The organism is Paenibacillus glycinis (genome assembly GCF_009909185.1).
Taxonomy (GTDB): Bacteria; Bacillota; Bacilli; order Paenibacillales; family Paenibacillaceae; genus Paenibacillus_Z; species Paenibacillus_Z glycinis.
In genome coordinates this window covers 82,997-102,711 of the sequence record NZ_JAAAMV010000004.1, presented here as the reverse complement: position 1 = coordinate 102,711, position 19,715 = coordinate 82,997, and the positions used below count along the sequence as shown (strand labels likewise).

The 19,715-nt window shown below is 60.2% G+C and carries 14 protein-coding genes and 1 riboswitch; of the genes, 12 read left to right on the top strand and 2 right to left on the bottom strand.

Annotated features, from left to right (window positions below; all coding sequences use genetic code 11):
* Nucleotides 1-303 precede the first annotated feature (303 nt).
* The 6 genes from GT019_RS09460 to GT019_RS09435 all read left to right on the top strand — a co-directional run bounded on the left by GT019_RS09460 (nt 304) and on the right by GT019_RS09435 (nt 8,377).
* Complete coding sequence (locus tag GT019_RS09460; RefSeq protein WP_161742901.1) at nt 304-1,053, top strand: class I SAM-dependent methyltransferase; 750 nt, start codon at nt 304-306, stop codon at nt 1,051-1,053.
* A 203-nt stretch (nt 1,054-1,256) separates the two neighbouring features.
* Nucleotides 1,257-2,516: a DUF445 domain-containing protein gene (locus GT019_RS09455; protein WP_161742900.1), complete on the top strand. Its 1,260-nt coding sequence runs from the start codon at nt 1,257-1,259 to the stop codon at nt 2,514-2,516.
* A 390-nt stretch (nt 2,517-2,906) separates the two neighbouring features.
* Nucleotides 2,907-3,102: riboswitch (cyclic di-AMP (ydaO/yuaA leader) on the top strand.
* Nucleotides 3,103-3,282: 180 nt separating this feature from the next.
* Nucleotides 3,283-5,625 carry a histidine kinase gene (locus tag GT019_RS09450; protein WP_161742899.1) on the top strand — a complete coding sequence of 781 codons (2,343 nt, stop codon included), beginning with the start codon at nt 3,283-3,285 and terminating at the stop codon, nt 5,623-5,625.
* A 398-nt stretch (nt 5,626-6,023) separates the two neighbouring features.
* Entirely contained in the window at nt 6,024-6,902 is an 879-nt protein-coding gene (locus tag GT019_RS09445; RefSeq protein WP_161742898.1) for a basic amino acid ABC transporter substrate-binding protein, read from the top strand.
* 84 nt (nt 6,903-6,986) lie between these two features.
* Nucleotides 6,987-7,640, top strand: a complete 654-nt coding sequence (locus GT019_RS09440; RefSeq protein ID WP_161742897.1) for an amino acid ABC transporter permease — start codon at nt 6,987-6,989, stop codon at nt 7,638-7,640.
* A gap of 14 nt (nt 7,641-7,654) precedes the next feature.
* Nucleotides 7,655-8,377: an amino acid ABC transporter ATP-binding protein gene (locus tag GT019_RS09435; RefSeq protein WP_161742970.1), complete on the top strand. Its 723-nt coding sequence runs from the start codon at nt 7,655-7,657 to the stop codon at nt 8,375-8,377.
* Between the two features lie 201 nt (nt 8,378-8,578).
* Here the strand turns inward: GT019_RS09435 and GT019_RS09430 are convergent, their stop codons facing one another.
* Entirely contained in the window at nt 8,579-9,811 is a 1,233-nt protein-coding gene (locus GT019_RS09430) for an aminopeptidase (RefSeq protein ID WP_161742969.1), read from the bottom strand.
* A 308-nt stretch (nt 9,812-10,119) separates the two neighbouring features.
* On the opposite strand from GT019_RS09430, the gene GT019_RS09425 reads away from it, so the two are divergent.
* From GT019_RS09425 to GT019_RS09400, 6 genes are all read left to right on the top strand, one after another.
* The gene (locus GT019_RS09425; protein ID WP_161742896.1) at nt 10,120-11,766 is read left to right on the top strand and encodes a matrixin family metalloprotease; all 1,647 of its coding nucleotides are present in this window, start codon (nt 10,120-10,122) and stop codon (nt 11,764-11,766) included.
* A 256-nt stretch (nt 11,767-12,022) separates the two neighbouring features.
* Nucleotides 12,023-12,352 (top strand): MGMT family protein, encoded by a 330-nt coding sequence (locus GT019_RS09420; RefSeq protein WP_161742895.1) that lies wholly within the window; start codon nt 12,023-12,025, stop codon nt 12,350-12,352.
* Nucleotides 12,353-12,460: 108 nt separating this feature from the next.
* Nucleotides 12,461-14,209 (top strand): ABC transporter ATP-binding protein, encoded by a 1,749-nt coding sequence (locus GT019_RS09415; protein ID WP_161742894.1) that lies wholly within the window; start codon nt 12,461-12,463, stop codon nt 14,207-14,209.
* Between the two features lie 37 nt (nt 14,210-14,246).
* Nucleotides 14,247-16,064 (top strand): ABC transporter ATP-binding protein, encoded by a 1,818-nt coding sequence (locus GT019_RS09410; protein WP_161742893.1) that lies wholly within the window; start codon nt 14,247-14,249, stop codon nt 16,062-16,064.
* Nucleotides 16,065-16,109: 45 nt separating this feature from the next.
* Entirely contained in the window at nt 16,110-17,156 is a 1,047-nt protein-coding gene (locus tag GT019_RS09405; protein ID WP_161742892.1) for a phosphotransferase family protein, read from the top strand.
* Between the two features lie 20 nt (nt 17,157-17,176).
* A complete protein-coding gene (locus tag GT019_RS09400) occupies nt 17,177-18,121 on the top strand; it encodes a hypothetical protein (protein ID WP_161742891.1) in 945 nt (314 codons plus the stop codon).
* 151 nt (nt 18,122-18,272) lie between these two features.
* Here the strand turns inward: GT019_RS09400 and GT019_RS09395 are convergent, their stop codons facing one another.
* A complete protein-coding gene (locus GT019_RS09395) occupies nt 18,273-19,289 on the bottom strand; it encodes an LLM class flavin-dependent oxidoreductase (RefSeq protein WP_161742890.1) in 1,017 nt (338 codons plus the stop codon).
* Nucleotides 19,290-19,715 lie beyond the last annotated feature (426 nt).

Sequence of the window (19,715 nt, the reverse complement as noted above, 5' to 3'; positions counted from 1 at the left end):
CCTAATTCCCCCTTGTCTAAGGGGGGCCCCAAGGACTCCGTCCCTGGACCCGGAAGGGGCGCGCGTCTTCTACTGGGCCGTCTGTGCGTAGCGGAAGCGCAACCTGTACGGCCTTGAAATAACTGGAAAAACGGACTACACTCGGATTATCCGATTCGAAGGAGCGATGCAGTATGAGCACAGCCGCGAACGTGCGTCCGTCGGCGAGGTTCAAACTAATCTGAACGGCGGAAGCAGCCGCACATGCAGACGAAGTTATAATTGAAGCGCGCTTCCGTGTTCCTGATCATGGAGGTCATACGAATGAAGCATGAAAGTCGCAATCAATGGGAAGTTTTCTTCGACGCGCACGCGCCGCATTACTTGGAAAATGGTTTTACGAAGAACACGATCGCGGAAGCCGATTTTTTGATGCAGGAGTTGGAGCTCCCGGTAGGCGGCGCGATTCTCGACGTCGGCTGCGGCACGGGCCGGCATTCGGTCGAGCTGGCAAAGCGCGGTTTCAAGGTGACGGGCGTCGATCTGTCGGCAGGGATGCTGGCGGAAGCCCGAAAAGCATCGGCGGAGGCGAGCGTGGATGTCGAATGGATTCGCTGCGACGCGGCGCGATTCAATGCGTCCAAAGCGTATGATGCCGTCATCTGCCTGTGCGAGGGCGCATTCGGCTTGGTCGGCAGGGACGAGGACCCGGAGGCGCATGACAACGCCATTCTCCGCAATATCGCCGCCGCGCTGAGACCGGGCGGGCGATTCGTGCTCACGACGCTCAACGCCTACGCCAAGCTCCGCAGCCTCTCGCAAGCGGACGTGGCGTCCGGCAGGTTCGATCCGTTGACCATGCTGGAGCAGCATACTGAGGAGCTTGACCTTCCGGAGGGGAAGAGGCGGGTGGAGATCAAAGAACGCCGCTACTTTCCGTTTGAATTGAAGGGGATGTTCGAGCGGGCCGGGCTGGACGTCGCGCACATCTGGGGCGGCACCGCTGGCCATTGGAAGCGCGAGGCGATTCGGCTGGACGAGATCGAAGTGATGGTCGTCGCCGCGAAACGTTAAGCTTGTTTGCCGGCGCAGCGGCCATATTCGGTCGTTGCGTCCGGATCGACGATGAGATGCAGTCCGTTTTCCTCGGGGATTCTTCCCGGAAGACGGGCTGCTTTTTTTGTCGGCAGCCGGTTCTGATCCGAGAACGGCCGGAATCTTTGCAACGGGTTCGCTCAAAATGGTATGGTGTAAAGAGCAAGCATAGGAGGAAAACTATGGCGAACGAATCGAAGAAAAACAAACAATTTGCCAATATATCGCTCGGCGTGATGGCGACTGGCTTCGCGGCGACCATTCCGTTTCGCGCCGGGGGACTCGGGCTGCTGCATGCCGGCTTCGAAGCCGGCGTCATCGGCGGACTCGCGGACTGGTTTGCCGTGACGGCGCTGTTCCGCCACCCGCTCGGCATTCCGATCCCGCACACGGCGCTGCTGCCCCGCAACCGGAAGAAAATGTCCGAGGGCATCGTGCGCGTGCTGGAGGACCGGCTGCTGGCGAAGGAGAGCATGCTCGAGAAGCTGAGGCAGTTCGAGCTGGCGGAGCAGCTGCTGCCCGTCATCCGGGGTGCGCTGCATTCGGCGGTGCACAGCGAGCGCCTGCCGCAGCTTCTGGAAGGCGTTATCCGCAGCGTGGACGCCGATCGCATCGTTCCGCTGCTCTCGGACGAAATCGGCGCGGCCGTGCGCCGCATCGACCTGGAGGCGGCGCTGCGCGGCTTCCTGCGCAAAGCCGAGGAGGACGGCACGGACGAGCGCATGCTGGATCTGCTGCTGGAGCGGGCGGAATCCTGGATCGCGACCGAAGGGATGCGCCGCGAGCTGGGCAGCGCGGTCATGACGCTGATCAAAGGGCTGAACCTCGGCGGCTTGATGTCGTTCGCGGTCAATGCCTTCATCGGTTATTTGGAAGAGGATAAACTTGGCACCATGCTGCAATCCTTTGTGCTCTCGAAGATCCACGAGCTGAAGCTCGAAGGCACGGAGCGTCGTCAGATCGTCATGAGCAAGCTGCGCGAGGCGCTGGATATCCTGATCACGCAGCTGGCGGAATCCGGACAGCTGGACGCCATGCGCGACGAGCTGCTGGACGCCTTCGATATCGAGGGCGAATTGCACAAGCTGTTCGAGAGTTTGCGGGAGAAAGGCATCGCTTTCCTGCACGACGAGGATTTTGCCGAGAAGGCCTGGACGTTCGTGGACGGTCTCCTGAACCGGCTCGAGGCGAACGAAGGACTTGTCGACGAAGCCGAGCATTGGCTCAAGGGCCAAGCCGCGGCGCTGATCGAGCGCAACCATGCCCGGATCGGCTCCTTCGTGCGGGAGAATCTGGACCGGCTCGACAACGACCAGCTCGTCGAATTGATCGAGGACAAGGTCGGGCAGGACTTGCAGTGGATCCGCGTCAACGGCGCGCTTTGCGGGTTTCTGATCGGCCTGCTGCTGCGGGGCATCGAGATGGCGACCGGGAACGTTTGAGGCTGGGGGTCGAAGGCTGCGCCAGTGCAGGAGCTGGAGGATTAAAGCTATCGCTGCTCGAAGGCTGGCGAATGCCGCAGTTCCCGGTCTCCGCCAGGAAACAGGCGAATGCTGCATTTCACGACCTCCGTCGGCAAACGCAAACCAATCGACTCGAAGAAGCTGGCGAATGCTGCGTATCCTGGCCTCCGCCAGGATACGCAAACCAATCGCCTTAAAGCCCTAAATACGAAAAACGCTCATTTAGTGAGGTAGCGGGAGATTGCTGGCGCTCGCCGCCTTTGTAAGCGTTATATCCATGCTGGTTGCCTGCTCACGGGAGCGGATTACGTACGGGTTTCCTTTACAAAAAGCATGTGCTGGCGTAACATGAGTCATGCTTAAACTACGTAATTGACAACGCTGAATTTCCGAATTGGAAAACGGGGGAACCATTGGCATGTCAAGCCATCGAGGGCTTCAGATCGAGGCTTGCCATCAGGGGTGAATCCCGGGCGGGGCAGCTTAAAGCCGCCGCGTTCCGGGTAGGGCAGCTCTCATGTCCGAATCCGACAGCTAACCTCGTAAGCGACCCGAGAGAGGCGACGATTGTGCGTGCGAATAGACACTTTCTTAATATACTGTGCCTAGAAGCCGTGAGAGGCGTTCCTCTAAGTTAGAGGCCGTTTTTCGTTGGCTTCTTTTTTGATGTCCGTTTTCGCGCCCTCGCATAAGTTTCAAGCAATTCGCAAATCTATAGGTATAGGCATGAAAGGGGTATAACGTTATGGCCGGCTACCGGCGACAAACTCCGGAGGAACTGCTATTATCCATCTCCAAAATTCATCGCGGACGTCTGAAGATCTACATCGGCGCCGTCAGCGGATCCGGCAAAACCTACCACATGCTGCGCGAGGGCCAGGCGCTCAAGCAGCAGGGAATCGAGGTGGTCGTCTGCGCCGTCTCGACGATGCGGCGGCCGGAAACCGTGGAACAGCTGGCGGATCTCGAGCGCATTCCGAGCATCCATTGGATGAAAGGCGACGTGGAGAAGAAGGATTTGAATTTGGATGCGATCATCGAGCGCAATCCGGAGGTGCTGCTGGTAGATTCGCTGGCGCATGAGAACCGTCCCGGCGCCAAGTTTCCGACGCGGCGCGAGGATATTCGCTTTCTGCTCGGCCGCGGGATCAGCGTGATCACGACGGTCAACGTCTACGAGCTTGAAGGCGTGACGGAGCAGGCGCAGAAGCTGACCGGCATCGCGCCGGAATGCACGGTGCCCGCGGATCTGCTGGAGCTTGCGGACGAAGTGCGCTTGATCGACGTGTCCCCGGAGACGATCCTGAACCGGCTGAGCGAAGGCCGCCTGAACAATGTCAAGGATCCGGAGCTGCTGAAGCGCGGCAATGTCGGCAAGCTGCGCGAGCTTACGCTGCGCCTCATGGCGGAGGGCGTGAACGAATCGCTGGAGAAATACCGCGAGGAGCAGGGCTTCATCGGCCCCTCCGGCGCCTCCGAGCGCATCTTGGTCGCGGCGCAGTACCATATCAACGGATCGATCTATATCCGGCGCGGGCAGCAGATCGCCAAGCGGCTGGGCGGAGACCTGCAGGTCGTCGTCTTCAACGACGCCACCCAGGAGCCGACCAAGGAGCGGGAAGCGTTCAAGAAGTCGATCCTGAAGCTGGTCGAGAAGGTCGGGGCGGGCTTTCGCGAGATCGCCGTCTCCGGCCGGAAACAGGTCCCGCGCGCGCTGATCCGTTACGCCATGCTCATCAACGCGACCCGGATCGTCATGGGTCACTCCAAGCAGACTCGCTCGGAGGAGCTGATGCACGGCTCGATCGCGCACAGCCTGTTGAAGCAGATGCGCAACATCGACGTGTTCTTCATGGCGGATCGCGCGGAGCATGACGGCGAACGGGTGCTCCCGGCGAAGCGTTCCGTTTCGAAGCCGCCGTCGGAGCCGTACCGCAGACTGAGCACGCAGGAAGTCGAGAAGAAAATCGAGCGCATTCGCCGCGGGACGTTCAAGGTGTACGTCGGCGCCGCGCCGGGGGCCGGCAAGACCTACATGATGCTGCGCGAAGGCAACGCGCTGCTCCGCAAGGACATCGACGTCGTGATCGGCTGCGTGGATACGCACGGACGGGCCGACACGGAAGCCCAAATCGGCGGACTGACGACGATTCCGCGGATCCGGGTCGAGTCGAACGGGAAAACGGACGAAGAGATGGATGTCTCCGCGATTATCGCCCGCAACCCGGAGGTCGTCCTAATCGACGAGCTGGCGCACGAGAACGCGCAAGGCAGCCGCAACAAGCACCGGTACGAGGATATACGCCAAATCTTGGATGCCGGCATCTCCGTCATCTCGACGATGAACGTGCAGCATCTGGAGAGCCTGAAGGATGCCGTCGAGCAGATTACCTGCACGACCGTGACCGAGACGGTGCCCGATCAATTTCTGCGCCTCGCGGACGAGATGGAGCTCGTCGACGTCGCGCCGAGCGCGCTGCAGCAGCGTCTGCGCGACGGCTTGATCTACAAGGACGAGGACGTGGAAGGCGCGCTCGCCGGCTTCTTCAAGACGGGCAACCTGATCGCGCTGCGCGAGCTGGCGCTGCGGGAGATCGCCGACGACGTGGACGAACGGCTGGAGTCGTGGGAACGCAACGGCTCGCTGCGCGGCACGTGGCACCGCCACGAATCGATCTTCGTCGCGGTGACGACGGGCAAGAACGCCGAACGGCTGATTCGCCGCGGTTTCCGCATCGCGTACCGGTTAAAGGCCGACTGGCACGTGCACTACGTGCGCACCGAAGGCGACCGTTCGGAAGCCTGCAACAAGCGGATCGAAGAGATCAAGGCGCTGGTCGACCGGCTCGGCGGCAATTTCGAGGCGGAGAGCGGCGTGTCGGCCGGCAAGATTCCGGACGCCCTTCTGGCGAAGGCCAACGAGCTCAAGTGCACGCAGATGATCTTGGGCCAGTCGGGCCGCGGGTTCTGGAGCAAGCTGAAGACCAAGCCGGTCATCGATACGATCTTGCGCGAAGGCCGCCACGTGGACGTGTTGGTCGTGGCGGACTTCAATCCGAACATGGCGCTGGGGGAAGAGGAAGAGTAGCTTCCCGGGGACCCGGGAGAGGCAGAGCAGCTTTTCGGGGCGAACCGCTCGCCGGGCAAGGCGTTCGGGAGTTCTCGGCGCGATGCTGAACATGGAGCGAGTATCTTTGAGACGCAACGAATGCGATTCGCGATATTCGCCTTCATCTGGTTTTGATGTCCCTTGCAAGGGGTACTTCTTTATGGAGTGCCCTTTTTTCGTCTCGATTCATCTCATGCGGAAGCCATTTCGTATTCTATGGATTCGCGCTTGATTATAGGGAGATTATGGCTAGTAAAACCTCATCCATATGGCATTTGTGTAATATTTCCTAACACTATTCATAAAAATAAATTGAAACAACTCCCCAATCTTGATAGAATCGTATCAGATTACGACATTGACTAGGGGGAACCAGAATGAACAAACGATATACGTTAGGTATGTTAACGCTAGTTGCTGCCATCACCTTGAGCGGCTGCGGCGCCAAGAAAGCGAACGACGCCGAAGGCGCGGCGAACGGCGGCAACAACGGCGCGGCGAACAGCAGCAACGAGAGCAACGCGACCAGCGGAAGCGGCGCCGACGATACGACGTACCTGTTTGCCAGCGATGGCAGCTACGCGCCGATGGAATACATGGACAAGGATGTCCTGAAGGGCTTCGATATCGATTTTCTCGACGCGGTCATGAAGGAAGCCGGCCTCAAGTACGAAGTGCGCAACGTCGCATGGGACGCGATGCTGGAGAGCGTGAAGCAGGGCAAGGAGTACCAAGCGGGCATCTCCAGTATCTCGATCACCGACGAACGGAAGCAAACGTACGATTTCTCCGCGCCGTACTTCGAATCGACGAACGTCATCTTGGTGAAGGAAGACAGCGACATCAAGAGCGCGTCGGATCTGAAAGGCAAGAAGGTCGCCGTGCAGGGCGGCACGACGGCGGACATCCTGATGACGAAGATCATTGGCGAAGGCAACACGGATCTGAAGAAGTTCGACAGCAATGCCGTCGCGCTGCTGGAGCTGGATCAGGGCGGAGCGGACGCCGTCGTCGCGGACATCGCCATCGTAAGGGATTATATCAAGAACAACCCGGACAAGAAGCTCAAGGAAGTGTTGGATAATACGAACTTCACGCCGGAGTACTACGGCATCGCCTATCCGAAGGACAGCGGGCTGAAGGCCAAGCTGGATCCCGCGATCAAAGCGGTCATCGAGAACGGGAAGTATGCGGAGATCTACAAGAAGTGGTTCAACGAAGAGCCGGACACGACTCATCTGACGGAAACGGAATAACGAACGGATAGCGGAGCATGCGTAATCGAAACGTTGCGCATGTTCTTTTTTTCTCTACTTAGCGCAAGCGAAAGGGCGATCGGCATGGACTTCAGATTCGATATTATCGAAGATTATTTCCCGTTATTGATGCGGGGTACATTGTATACAATATGCATCTCGCTCGCGTCGATCGTGATCGGCTCGATTCTCGGCCTGGGCGTCGGCCTGGGCAAAATGTCGCGCTTTTGGTTCCTGCGCTGGCCGATGCAGTCCTATATCAACTTTTTCCGCGGCACGCCGCTGCTCGTGCAGATCTTCATCGTGCATTTCGCGCTCGTTCCGCTGTTCTACGGCAAGACCAACGCCATCGCGGCGGGGGTGATCGCGCTGTCGCTCAACGCCGCGGCCTACACGGCGGAAATCTACCGGGCCGGTATCCAGTCCATCGACAAAGGACAGACGGAAGCCGCCTTGTCCATCGGCATGACGCCTTGGCAGGCGATGCGCTTCGTCGTGCTGCCGCAGGCGATCAAGCGGATGATTCCGGCCTTCGGCAACGAATTCATCGTGCTGCTGAAGGATTCCTCGTTGCTCACGTTCATCACGGTGCCCGAGATCATGTATTGGAGCAACGCGATGAAGAATCAGTACATCCGGGTATGGGAGCCGTTCTTGACGGCGGCGCTCATCTATTTCATTTTGACGTACACGCTCAATAAGCTGCTGGTCTGGCTCGAAAGGAAGGTGCAAGCATGATGGCGGCGAACGCGATCATTCAAGTGGCGAATTTGTCCAAGGCGTTCGGCGAGAACGAGGTGCTGCGGGATATCACGGTCGACGTAGCGCCGCGGGAGGTGCTCGTCGTGATCGGTCCCTCGGGGTCGGGCAAATCCACCTTCCTCCGCTGCCTGAACCTGCTGGAGCAGCCGAGCGGCGGCGAGATCGTCATCGACGGCAAGCCGCTGCTCGCCAAAGGCACGGATATCGTCGCCATGCGGGCGGAGCTCGGCATGGTGTTCCAGCAGTTCAACCTGTTCCCGCATCTGAAGGTGCTGGACAACATTACGCTGGGGCCGGTGCGGATTCGCAAATGGCCCGTCGCGAAGGCGCGGGAGAAGGCGATGGAGCTGCTGCGCAAGGTCGGGCTGGAGGACAAGGCCGAGGTGTATCCGGCGTCGCTCTCCGGCGGACAGGCGCAGCGCGTCGCGATTGCCCGGGCGCTCGCGATGGAGCCCAAGATCATGCTCTTCGACGAGCCGACCTCGGCGCTCGATCCCGAGATGGTCGGCGAGGTGCTCGCGGTCATGAAGCAGCTCGCGAAGGAGGGCATGACGATGGTCGTGGTCACCCACGAGATGGGCTTCGCCCGCGAAGTCGGGGACCGGGTCCTCTTCATGGAGCAGGGGCGGATCGTCGAACAAGGCCCGCCGGAGGCGTTGTTCGAACGGCCGCAGCAGGAGCGGACGAAGGCGTTTCTGTCGAAGGTGTTGTAAGGTGTAAGGGATAACAGGCAAATAGCCTACATTCCGCTCGTTGGCGGAATGTAGGCTCTTTTTCGCGCTTGCGAGGTGTTGCGTATCGGGTAAACGCCCCGATCACGACGCTAAGGCCTTCTAGTCAGGCCTTCGCGCGAAAAAACGGCCGTACAGGCGTATTTGCCTGTACGGCCGTTTTGGATTTCGCATCGTACGGGGCTAGATCGCCCAGTTGCCGCCGCGGAACAGCGGCTCTGCCGTGCCGTCGGCACGAATGCCGTCGATGTCCAGCTCGGCGGAGCCGATCATGAAGTCGACGTGCACGAGGCTGGAGTTGAGGCCGGCCGCGGCCTGCTCTTCTTCCGTCATCGCTTTGCCGCCTTCGACGCAGAACGCGTACGCCTTGCCGATGGCCAGATGGCAGGATGCGTTCTCGTCGAACAGCGTGTTGTAGAAGATGATGTTCGTATCCGAAATCGGCGAACGGTGCGGCACGAGCGCGACTTCGCCGAGGAAGCCGGCGCCTTCGTCGGTGCCGATGAGGTTCTTCAGCACTTCGAGGCCTTCTTCGGCCTGAATGTCGACCACTTGGCCGTTCTTGAAGGTGAGCACGAAGTCTTTGATCAGGTTGCCGCCGTAGCTAAGCGGCTTCGTGCTGGTGACGGTGCCGTTCGCGCCGCCGCGAAGCGGCGCGGTGAACACTTCTTCCGTCGGCATGTTGGCGACGAAGATGTCGCCTTTGGCGTTCTCGCTGCCCGCGCTGATCCAGATATGGCCGGGCGGCAGCTCCAGCGTCAGATCCGTGCCGGGACCGGTGTAACGGAGCGCGAAGTATTTCTTCTCGTTGAGGAACGAAGCCTTCGTATCGAGCACCTCGATATGCTTCTTCCAAGCGCCGACGGGATCGGCTTCGTTGATGCGCGTGGCGGCGAAGATGGCTTCCCAGAGCGCATCCTCCTGCTTGTCGGACGCGACTTCGGGGAATACCTTGGCGGCCCAGTCCGGAGAAGGCACGGCCACGATCGACCAGCTGACTTTATCCGACATCGTATAGGTGCGCCAGGTCTTGAGGGCGATGCCGGCCGCTTTGTTGGCGTTCGCGATCCGCTCGGGGCTGATGCCCTTCAGGAGATCGGGGTTGGCCGCCACGATGCTCAGGAACGCCGCGTTGTCCTTGGCCATGTCTTCCCAGCCTTGGGCTCTCCATTGCGGGTACTCCAGGAACGCTTCGTCCGGGGCGAGCTCGTATCTGGTCCGGGTGACGACATCGTCGTTCCACTCGACGTGGACGTTCTTGGCGCCGACTTCGTAGGCTTTCTTCACGACCATCCGCACGAACGGCGCGGACGAGAGGCCGGCGGTGACGACGAGCGTTTGGCCGGGCTGCACGTTCACGCCGACCTCGACGGCGAGCGCCGCATATTGTTCAAGTTTTTGTTGGAAATCATTGATCATTGAAAAACACTCCTTACTTCCGAATAGCCCTATTTTAGCATAAAAGTCGCGCAAACTCTAAAAGGGGAAGGGATAGGAAATAAATACCAAACGGCGTTAAGGGCATGTAAAGAGCGCCATGTTAAAATGACTATTTATGGTAATACAGTCTCATTTATTCATGTCCTGAAGCTTCGCGAGACTTCGACAGCGAACGTGGGCTATGCTGGTCGAGGTAGCACGAATGCCTGCGGACGAAGTCAGAGCTCCTTGCATGGATCGCCAGTCAGAAGGATTTCCATTCGGAGATTGGGAGATGAAAAAGGATGCCGAAAGACAATCAGGTTTTTGCTTCGCCCGCAATGATCGGTTTGAAACGACTGGCTCAAGGGGAGCAGGTCGCGCAGCTGCAGACGTTCCTTCACCGGTTCGGTTATTTGCAGGTGGAATCGCGCGACGACGGCTTCAAGCGGATCCAAAACCCGAGCGCGCCTACTGCGCCGATCGGCGTCTTCGACGAGGCCACGGAGGAAGCGGTACGCAGCTACCAGCAGTTCCACGCGCTGCCGGTAACCGGCGTGCTCGACGAGCGTACCGCCGAGGAGATGGGCAAGCCGCGCTGCGGATTTCCGGATCATCCGCAAACCGCGGGCGTAAGCGACTTTGTCGCGCAGGGCAATAAATGGGACCACGCGAATATTACGTACCGGATCATGAACTTCACGCCGGATCTGACGCAGAACGAAGTGCGTACCGCGGTGCAGCAGGCTTTCGCGGTGTGGGCGGAAGTGGTGCCGCTGACATTCACGGAAGTGACGGGCAGCGCCGACATTCTGATCCGCTTCGTGTCGGGCGATCATGGCGACGGCACGCCGTTCGACGGGGCAGGGCACGTGCTCGCGCATGCGTTCTATCCGCCTCCGAACGGCGGCGACATCGCGGGCGACGCGCATTTCGACGAAGCGGAGACATGGACGGTGAACGGTTCCGGCGGCTTCGATCTCGTGTCCGTCATGGCGCATGAATTCGGCCATTCGCTCGGCCTTGACCATTCCACGGTCGCGAACGCGCTCATGTTCCCGACGTACCATGGCTTGCAGCGGTTTTTGCAGCAGGACGACATCGACGGCATCCAGAGCATCTACGGCAGGAGATACGGCCAGTGGCAAAATATCGACAAAAACCCGGCGACGACGGCGATCGCGGCGGATGGAGACAGCCTCTATCAGCTCCATGGCAGCGGCCGGATATGGACGTATACGGGCGTGCCGATCACCGGCTGGCAGGAGCTGGACAATAATCCGGCGACGCGGGCGATTACGGTGTCGGCGGGCCATCTGTACCAGCTGCACAACAACGGCCGGATCTGGCGTTACACGGGCGTGCCGCATACGGGCTGGCAGGAAATCGACAACAACCCGGCGACGGCGTCGATCACGGCGGCCGGCAACGAGCTGTACCAGCTGCATGTCAACGGCCGGATCTGGCGCTATACGGGCGTGCCGCATACGGGCTGGCAGGAGCTGGACAATAATTCGGCGACGAAGGCCATCGCGGCTTCGCCGAATCACCTCTACCAGCTGCATGCCAACGGCCGGATCTGGCGCTACACGGGCGTGCCGCATACGGGCTGGCAGGAAATCGACAACAATCCGGCGACGGTAGCGATCGTGGCGGACGGGGAGAACCTCTATCAGCTGCACAACAACGGCCGGATCTGGCGTTATACGGGCGTGCCGCATACGGGCTGGCAGGAAATCGACAACAACCCGGCCACGAAAGCGATCGCGGCGGCCGGCGGCCGGCTGTATCAGATCCATCAGAACGGCCGGATCTGGCGTTATACGGGCGTGCCGCATACCGGCTGGCAGGATCTCGACAACAACCCGGCCAGCAAATCCATCGCGGCCGGCGGCACGCATCTGTACCAACTGCACAACAACGGCTTGATCTGGCGCTTTACGGGCAATTAAGGCCGTCATGATCCGCGCCGCCTTGAGGATCGCTTAGCTTCGCATTATAATAGCCATGCCACCCGACGTATCCAGGAGCGTCGGGTTTTTTCATTTTCTTGCCCGGTGCGCGGTCGGAATCCAAGCGGTTCGGCCGAAAACATTACGAACATATTTTCGCATAAATTGCGGCGCGAACCGGGGAAGTACGCTATAATAGGAAGAAATCTGGAATCGGCTTTTCGCGAGACCGGAGTTCGAAAGGAAGGATAGGGCCGTGACGCCTTTTACAGCAGACGTATTGAAGGTTATCCTGGGCATTCCGCCGGGGCAAGTCATGACCTACGGGCAAATCGCCGCGCAGGCGGGCAGCCCGCGCGCCGCCAGGCAGGTCGTGCGGATTCTCCATTCCATGAGCGACAAGCACGCTCTGCCCTGGCACCGCGTCATCAACGCCAAGGGCGAGATTGCCATCGGCAGCGACGAGGGCCGGTTTCTGCAGCGCGCGCTGCTGGAAGAGGAAGGCGTGTACGTCAATCCGGCGGGGGCCGTCGATCTCGACGAATACAAGTTCGAGCCCGACTCGCCGCCCCATGAATCCGTTTAAGTTAGCGAACGGCATACATAGCGACTTGACCGCATGAACGGCTGACGGACGTCGTTCCGACGGCAACCAAACAAGCCCGCGTGGGCAGTAGAAACGGAGGGAATCGGCATGTCGTTCGTTATGCGGCTGCAATGGTTTTTCAAAACAAGATGGATCTATTACGCGCTTGCCATCGGCTTGATGGCGGGGGTCAATTTGCTTCAGACGATTCCGCCGAAGATGATCGGCAACACCATCGACAATATCCAGAAAGGCAATCTGACCGCTTCGGAACTGAGCGGCACCGTCCTGCTGCTGGTGGGACTCGCGCTCGGCATGTACGTGCTCGTCTATATCTGGATCACGACGCTGTTCGGCAATTCCGTGCTGCTCGAGAAACTGCTTCGGGGACGCTTCATGGCGCACCTGACGCGGATGACGCCGGGCTTCTTCCAGCGCAACAGCACGGGGCAGCTCATGGCGCTCGCGACCAACGACATTCTGGCCATCGGCAACACGGCCGGCTACGGCGTCATGACGCTCGTCAACACGCTGGTCGGCGCGACCGTCGTCATCGTCACGATGATCTCGCTGATCGATTACAGGCTCATGCTGGCGGCGCTTATCCCGTTGCCGCTGCTGGCGGTCGTCATCAGCTTCCTCGGCGGGAAGGTAAGGGTCCGCTTCCTCGCGGCCCAGAACGCGTTCGGCAAAATGAACGATCACGCGCTGGAGTCCATCTCCGGCATCCGCGTCCTGCGGTCCTACGTGCAGGAGAATCGCGACCTCGCGGCATTCGACGGCGTGACGACCGACGTCATGGACCGCAACCGCGAAGTGTCGTTGCTGAACGCGCTCTTCCAGCCGATTATTTCGTTGATCGTCGGCGTCAGCTATACGATCGGCATCGGCTACGGGTCTTATTTGGTGTTTCATCACGAGATTACGCTGGGGCAGCTGATCAGCTTCAATATTTATTTGGGCATGCTCATCTGGCCGATGATTTCCTTCGGGGAGTTCATCAACGTGCTCCAGCGCGGCAACGCGTCCGCCGACCGCGTGGAGAAGTCGTTCCTGCAGCAGCCGGATTTGACCGATCCCGAGCATCCGGTCCAGGTCGACGTGCCGACAAGCATCGAGATGCGCGGGCTCTCGTTCACGTATCCGACAGCCGATCATCCGAGCCTGAAGGACATCTCGTTCAAGCTGGAGCGCGGGGGAACGCTGGGCGTCGTCGGCCGCACGGGAAGCGGGAAGAGCACGCTGTTGAAGCAGCTGCTGCGGCAGTATCCGCTCGGCGAGGAGCAGCTGTTCGTCTCGGGCGTGCCCGTGGAGGCGATCGCCCTCGACCGCGCGAAGCAGTGGGTCGCCTACGTGCCGCAGGAGCATCTCCTGCTGTCCAAGTCGATTCGCGACAACATCGCGCTCGGGAAGCCGAACGCGACGGACGCGGAAATCGCCAAGGCGGTGGAGATGGCGTCCTTCGCTTCGGACATCGCGATCATGCCCGAGGGCATGGGCACGATCGTCGGCGAGAACGGCGTCATGCTCTCCGGCGGCCAGAAGCAGCGGCTCGCGATCGCGCGGGCGCTGCTGATGGACGCGGAGATCCTGGCGATGGACGACTCGCTGTCGGCCGTCGACGCCCGCACCGAAGCCCGCATCCTGCAGCATATTCGGCGGGAGCGCGCGGGAAAGACCACTCTGATCACGACGCATCGCCTCTCCGCCGTCAGCCACGCCGATTGGATTCTCGTGCTCGACGAAGGGCGCGTCCTGGAAGAGGGCACCCACGAAGAGCTGATGCATTTCGGCGGCTGGTACCGCAAACAGTGGGACCGGCAGCAAATGGAAGCGGGACTGGAAGAATCCGAATAAACGCCCATCGCGGCGATACGTCAGGAGGACGTGCACGATGAAGCCATCCACGACGCGCAGGCTGGCAAGCTATGCGCTCGTCTACAAATACCGCATTATCGCGGCGATACTCATATTGTGCTGCGCCGTCGTCTCCGAGCTCGGCGGTCCGTACATCGCGAAAATCATCATCGACCGGCACCTGTCGTCCGGTGAAAACGACATCGCCGCCGTCTTGCGGCTGCTGGCCTTGTACATGGGGCTGCTGCTGACCGCCAGCGTCTGCAATTTCACGCAGTCTTACATGCTGCAATCCACGGCGCTGCGCATCATCAAGAACATGCGGATGGACCTGATGAAGCATATCTCCCGCATTCCGGTGCGGTACTTCGACAATACGCCGATCGGCCAGGTCGTTTCGCGGATCGCGAACGACACGGAGGCGATCCGCGACCTGTTCATGAGCTTCATGGCGACGTTCGTCGTCAGTTTCGTGCAGCTGACCGGCATCTACGTGGCGCTGTTCATTCTGGATGCCCGGCTGGCGCTGATTACGTTGCTGCTGCCGCCGATTTTCGTCGGCATCATGTATGTTCATTTGAAATATTCGAAAATCTACATTACGATCATGCGCGCGCGGCTGAGCGACATGAACGCCATGTTCAACGAGACGATCAACGTCATGCCGATTATCCAGGCGTTCCGCCGGGAGAAAGTGACCATCGCCGAGTTCGAGACCCTCAATCATGACCGGTACGCCAATCAAGTGAAGCAGTTCCGGGTCTTCTCGCTCTCCTCGCGGAATATCGTGGGCACGATCGGCGGACTGTTGACCGCGATGGTGATCTGGTATTTCGGCAACGAGTCGCTGACCGCGGCCTCGATATCGTTCGGCGTGTTTTACGCCTTCATCGATTATTTGGGCCGGATATTCAATCCGATCATCGGGATTTTCGACCAGCTGATGAACGCGCAGCGGGCCTTCGTGTCCGGCGAGAAGGTGTTCGCGATCATGGATATCGAAGGACGGGACGTGGAAGAAGCGGAAGACGCGGCGCGGCCGGAAGGCATCGTGAAGTTCGACAACGTCACGTTCGCCTACAAGGAAGGTGAGAACGTCCTGAAGGGCATCTCGTTCGAGGCGCGCAAAGGCGAGACGGTGGCTTTGGTCGGCCATACCGGCTCCGGAAAAAGCTCCGTCCTGAACCTGCTGCTCGGCTTCTACGAACCGCAGCTGGGCGAGATCTCCATCGACGGCCGCAATATCGCGACGTTCTCGAAGCAGGCGCTCCGCAAGCACATGGGCATCGTGCTGCAGGACCCGTTCCTGTTCGCGGGCGACATCAAGTTCAATGTCAGCCTCTATAATAAAGACATCACGCTCGACCGCGTGAAGAGCGCGCTGCGCGAAGTCGGTGCCTCGACGTTCATCGAGCAGCTGCCGAGCGGCTACGACGAGCAGGTCGTGGAACGGGGCAGCACCTTGTCCTCCGGGCAGCGGCAGCTGATCTCGTTCGCCCGGGCGCTGGCGTTCGATCCGTCCATCCTCATTCTCGACGAGGCGACGGCGAGCATCGACAGCGAGACGGAGGGCTTGATCCAGCAGGCGCTCAAAGTCGTGAGCGCGGGACGGACGACGCTCGTCATCGCGCACCGCTTGTCGACGATCCGCGAAGCCGACCAGATCCTCGTGCTGCATCGGGGCGAGATCGTGGAACGCGGCAATCACCGCGAGCTGATGGCGCTGGAAGGGCGTTATTATAAGATGTACCAGCTGCAAACGGGAGAGGGCGCGGTATCCTCCCAAGCCGTTCAAACGTCCGTCGTGCAGACGGACGGCACGCCGCAAGCCGGCGGGGCGCCGATCGTCATTTAAGGCGGTGCATGGCCCGGGCAGAAGTTATGGGAGAGGACGATTGGGATGAGTGAGTTGGTGAAGCCGGACGGCACGCTGAACGAAGCGGCGATCGCGGAACGGGAGACGTTATATACGGGCATGAACGGGCAGCGCGTGGAACGGCTGTTCCTTGTCACGGGGGAGCGCGTGATCTTCAAGCCGCTGACCAATGACAGCCAGCTTGGACGGGAAGCCTGGGTGTACGCGCATGTGCTGCCGGCATTTCCGCCGATCTATCCTCGCTTGCTGGCGTATTCGGGCATTACGGTCGCCGGTTATGAGAATGCCGGGCAAGGCGCTTCGGCGACGGCTGGGCTCGCCGGACATGAAGCGGGCGAAGGCGGCGGCTGGTGCCTGTTCGAGGACTTGGGCCGGCTCTCGCATGACTTCGAGGTAAGCGCGGCGGAAGCCTTGATTCCGCGCATCGCGGAGTGGCATGCGCTGCCCGTGGAAGGGCTGCTGGATGCTCCGCTGCTTGGACCGAAGCCGATGATAGACGCGCTTCTGCGGGACGTTTTGAGCCGGGAGGCCGATCTGAGGAAGGCCTTGTCGGCCGTGTCTGCCGGAGTGGAGTCGTTGGAGCTGGTCCTTGCCCCGCTGAAGACCGGCGGAACGTTCGATCCGCGGGAATCGGGCTGGTCCGCGCGGGTGCTGTCGCACGGCGATCTGCATCTCGGCAATTACGCCCTGGCGAACGGGCAATTGAAGGTGCTGGATTGGGAGCATGTTCATCTCAACAGCCCCTATTGGGATCTGTATCATCTGCTGGATTTGTCGCACCCGGTGTTTCCGAAAGCGATGGAAGCCGCCGACAGGGAGCGGCTGCTGGAGCTCTATGCGAACGAATCGGCCCGAAGGGGCACGGCTTTGCCGCCCGACTTCAAACGGGCGTATGCCCTTTTTGCCGCAGTGTTCTCGCTCTGGATGCTGCTGCTGATCGAGAAGGACCTTGCGGCGCTGGCGGTATCGGCGGATCTGCCGTCGAAATGGTCGCCGGAACAGCTGAGGCGGCAAAGGGCGGAGACGCTGGACAGCTTCGCTCAGTGCGCGTCCATGCTCGGGGATCGATGACGGGAGGGTGAGCCGGCACGATGGGATTGGAGAATCGAGGAGATCTCAACCGGATATTGAACCGCTTGAATCAGCCGGATCTTGCGCGGATGCTGGCGGAAGAGCTGTCGGGCAGCGATCTGAACACGCTGCTCCTGGAGGTGTTCCGCGAGCGAACGGGAGCCTCGTCGGCCGCGGATCTGTTCAGGAGATACACGGAGAACCGCTTCGTTCATCCGGCTCAGGCCGATCCGATCGCCTTGAAGCAGCTGGAGCTCGACGTGCTCAAGATTGCGGCTCTGCGGGACATGACGCCGATCCAGCTATCGCCCGTAGCGCCGCTCGGCACGGCTTCGGTGATGGCGAAGGTCGATCAAAACAACGTGATATCCGCCTTGAGGGGAACGGAAGCGGTATCCGATGCCACTAATCTCCTCGCGCTGCATATCTGCGAGGTATTGCGGGGAGAAGGCGAATCGCATAAGCGAAGCGGCTTGATGCGGCTGTGCACGACGCATCGGCATGTTCGCGCGCAATATTTCGGGGACGTTCCGGGCATGCTGCCGCATTTTCATTTGTTTTGCATGGTGAGCGCCGGGCTGGACACGGGTTCCTACGGCTTCGAGAAGCAGGCGTTCTGGGAACAGATCGAGATTTACCGGGCGATCTTCCGCCAGCGATTCGGGTCGGACGTCGAGCTGATCTTCAGCGTGCGCGGCGGGCACCGGGACGCGGAAGGACTGGCGGCTCGGATTATCGCGGAGGGCGAAGCGCGCAATTGCGGCGTGAAGCTGACATGGGGGATGGCGAATGCGGACAACCGCTATTACGAGGGACTGCAATTCACGATCAAGACGACGATCGCGGGCAGAGAGCTTCTAATCGGCGACGGAGGTTACGTAAACTGGACCCAGCAGCTGCTTGGGAATCGAAAAGAGCGGCTGCTGATCAGCGCCATCGGCCTGGATCGGCTGCTGCTTCCTTGACCGTCGCTTCGCGTTACGGCTGTTCTTGGCGCGATACTTCGCGCGATGCCGCGGCGCTTGTTGAAAAGCCGCGCATGAGCTTGGATGATAGATCACGAAAAAAGCACTCCTTCGACAGGTTAGCGCGGTCGGAGGAGTGCTTTTGCGTCGTTTAGACGGTGGATTGAAGATTGCCGGCTTCGGCGATGATTTCGAAGGAGCGTAGACGTGCCTTGTGATCGTAAATCTGAGAAGTGACGATCAGTTCGTCGGCCATCGTGTCCTTGAGAATCTCGTTCATGCGGGCTTCGACGGCGGCCTTCCCGCCGATCGCGCCGAAGTTGAATTTGGAAAGCAGCGCCTCGCGTTCATGCGGCTGCCACAGCTGATCCATATTGTCGACGGGCGGCTTCAGCTTGCCGGGCGTGCCGCGAATCAGGCTGAGGAACTGCAGCTGCTGCGAGGTCGCCAGCCGCTTCGCTTCCTCGTCGGTGTCGGCGGCGATGATATTGACGCCGACCATGACGTACGGCTGCGACAAAGCTTCCGAAGGCCGGAAGCTGCTGCGGTAGAGATGGATCGCCTGCATCAGGTACTCCGGCGCGAAATGGCTGGCGAACGAGAACGGCAGGCCGAGCTCGCCGGCGAGCTTCGCGCTGAAGCCGCTGGAGCCGAGCAGCCAGATCGGCACGTTCAAGCCTTCGCCCGGCGTCGCGCGAACGGGCCGGTATTGATCGGCCGGCGGGTGGAAGAACGCCCACAGCTCGGTGAGCAGCTCGGGGAACTCCTGTCCCTGCATCGACAGGTCGCGGCGCAGCGCCCGCGCGGTCGTCTGGTCGGAGCCGGGCGCGCGGCCGAGGCCAAGGTCGATCCGGCCGGGGTACATCGATTCCAGCGTGCCGAACTGCTCCGCGATGACGAGCGGCGCATGATTCGGCAGCATGATGCCGCCGGAGCCGACGCGGATCCGCTTCGTGCCGCCGGCCACGTAGCCGATGACCACGGACGTGGCGGAGCTGGCGATGCCCGACATGTTATGATGCTCGGCGAGCCAGTAACGGTTATAGCCCAGGCGCTCGGCCAGCTGCGCCATTTCCATCGTACGCCGGAAAGACTCCGCGGGCGTTCCGCCCTCTACGACGGAAGCAAGATCCAGGACGGAAAGCGGAACAGATCGTTCAAGTGGCATGATGAAACCTCCTCCAAGTTTTGCGGCTATGCCGCTGCCGGGAGTACCGGCAAGATTAGCAAAACTACTTCGAAAGCATAAGCCAAGTTTTGTGGGCGAAGCCTCGAAGCCCGGAATACCGGCAAGAAAACAAAACTACATCGAAAGCATAAGCCAAGTTTTGCGGGCGAAGCCTCACAAAAAACCAGCGTCCATATCTTCAATAACGTGCTATTAAAGTGTACTTTATATTATGGAGCAGGAACAAATATTAATCAAGCTGCTAACTATTAGTTAGTGAACATCCGCTTCTAGCTATACCTTCATCCGCTTCTAGCTATACCTTAACCAGTCTGCATGACAACATATCCAGCCCTCCGAAGCGACGAACGAAACGAGTCGACACCGCTCGCATACGTTTCGCAACCATCCGCCACCGCCAAATAA

Coding starts and splice junctions, on each gene's coding strand:
- GT019_RS09460 (WP_161742901.1), top strand. CDS start 304: ATGAAGCATGAAAGTCGCAATCAATGGGAAGTTTTCTTCGACGCGCAC.
- GT019_RS09455 (WP_161742900.1), top strand. CDS start 1,257: ATGGCGAACGAATCGAAGAAAAACAAACAATTTGCCAATATATCGCTC.
- GT019_RS09450 (WP_161742899.1), top strand. CDS start 3,283: ATGGCCGGCTACCGGCGACAAACTCCGGAGGAACTGCTATTATCCATC.
- GT019_RS09445 (WP_161742898.1), top strand. CDS start 6,024: ATGAACAAACGATATACGTTAGGTATGTTAACGCTAGTTGCTGCCATC.
- GT019_RS09440 (WP_161742897.1), top strand. CDS start 6,987: ATGGACTTCAGATTCGATATTATCGAAGATTATTTCCCGTTATTGATG.
- GT019_RS09425 (WP_161742896.1), top strand. CDS start 10,120: ATGCCGAAAGACAATCAGGTTTTTGCTTCGCCCGCAATGATCGGTTTG.
- GT019_RS09415 (WP_161742894.1), top strand. CDS start 12,461: ATGTCGTTCGTTATGCGGCTGCAATGGTTTTTCAAAACAAGATGGATC.
- GT019_RS09410 (WP_161742893.1), top strand. CDS start 14,247: ATGAAGCCATCCACGACGCGCAGGCTGGCAAGCTATGCGCTCGTCTAC.
- GT019_RS09405 (WP_161742892.1), top strand. CDS start 16,110: ATGAGTGAGTTGGTGAAGCCGGACGGCACGCTGAACGAAGCGGCGATC.
- GT019_RS09400 (WP_161742891.1), top strand. CDS start 17,177: ATGGGATTGGAGAATCGAGGAGATCTCAACCGGATATTGAACCGCTTG.
- GT019_RS09395 (WP_161742890.1), bottom strand. CDS start 19,289: ATGCCACTTGAACGATCTGTTCCGCTTTCCGTCCTGGATCTTGCTTCC.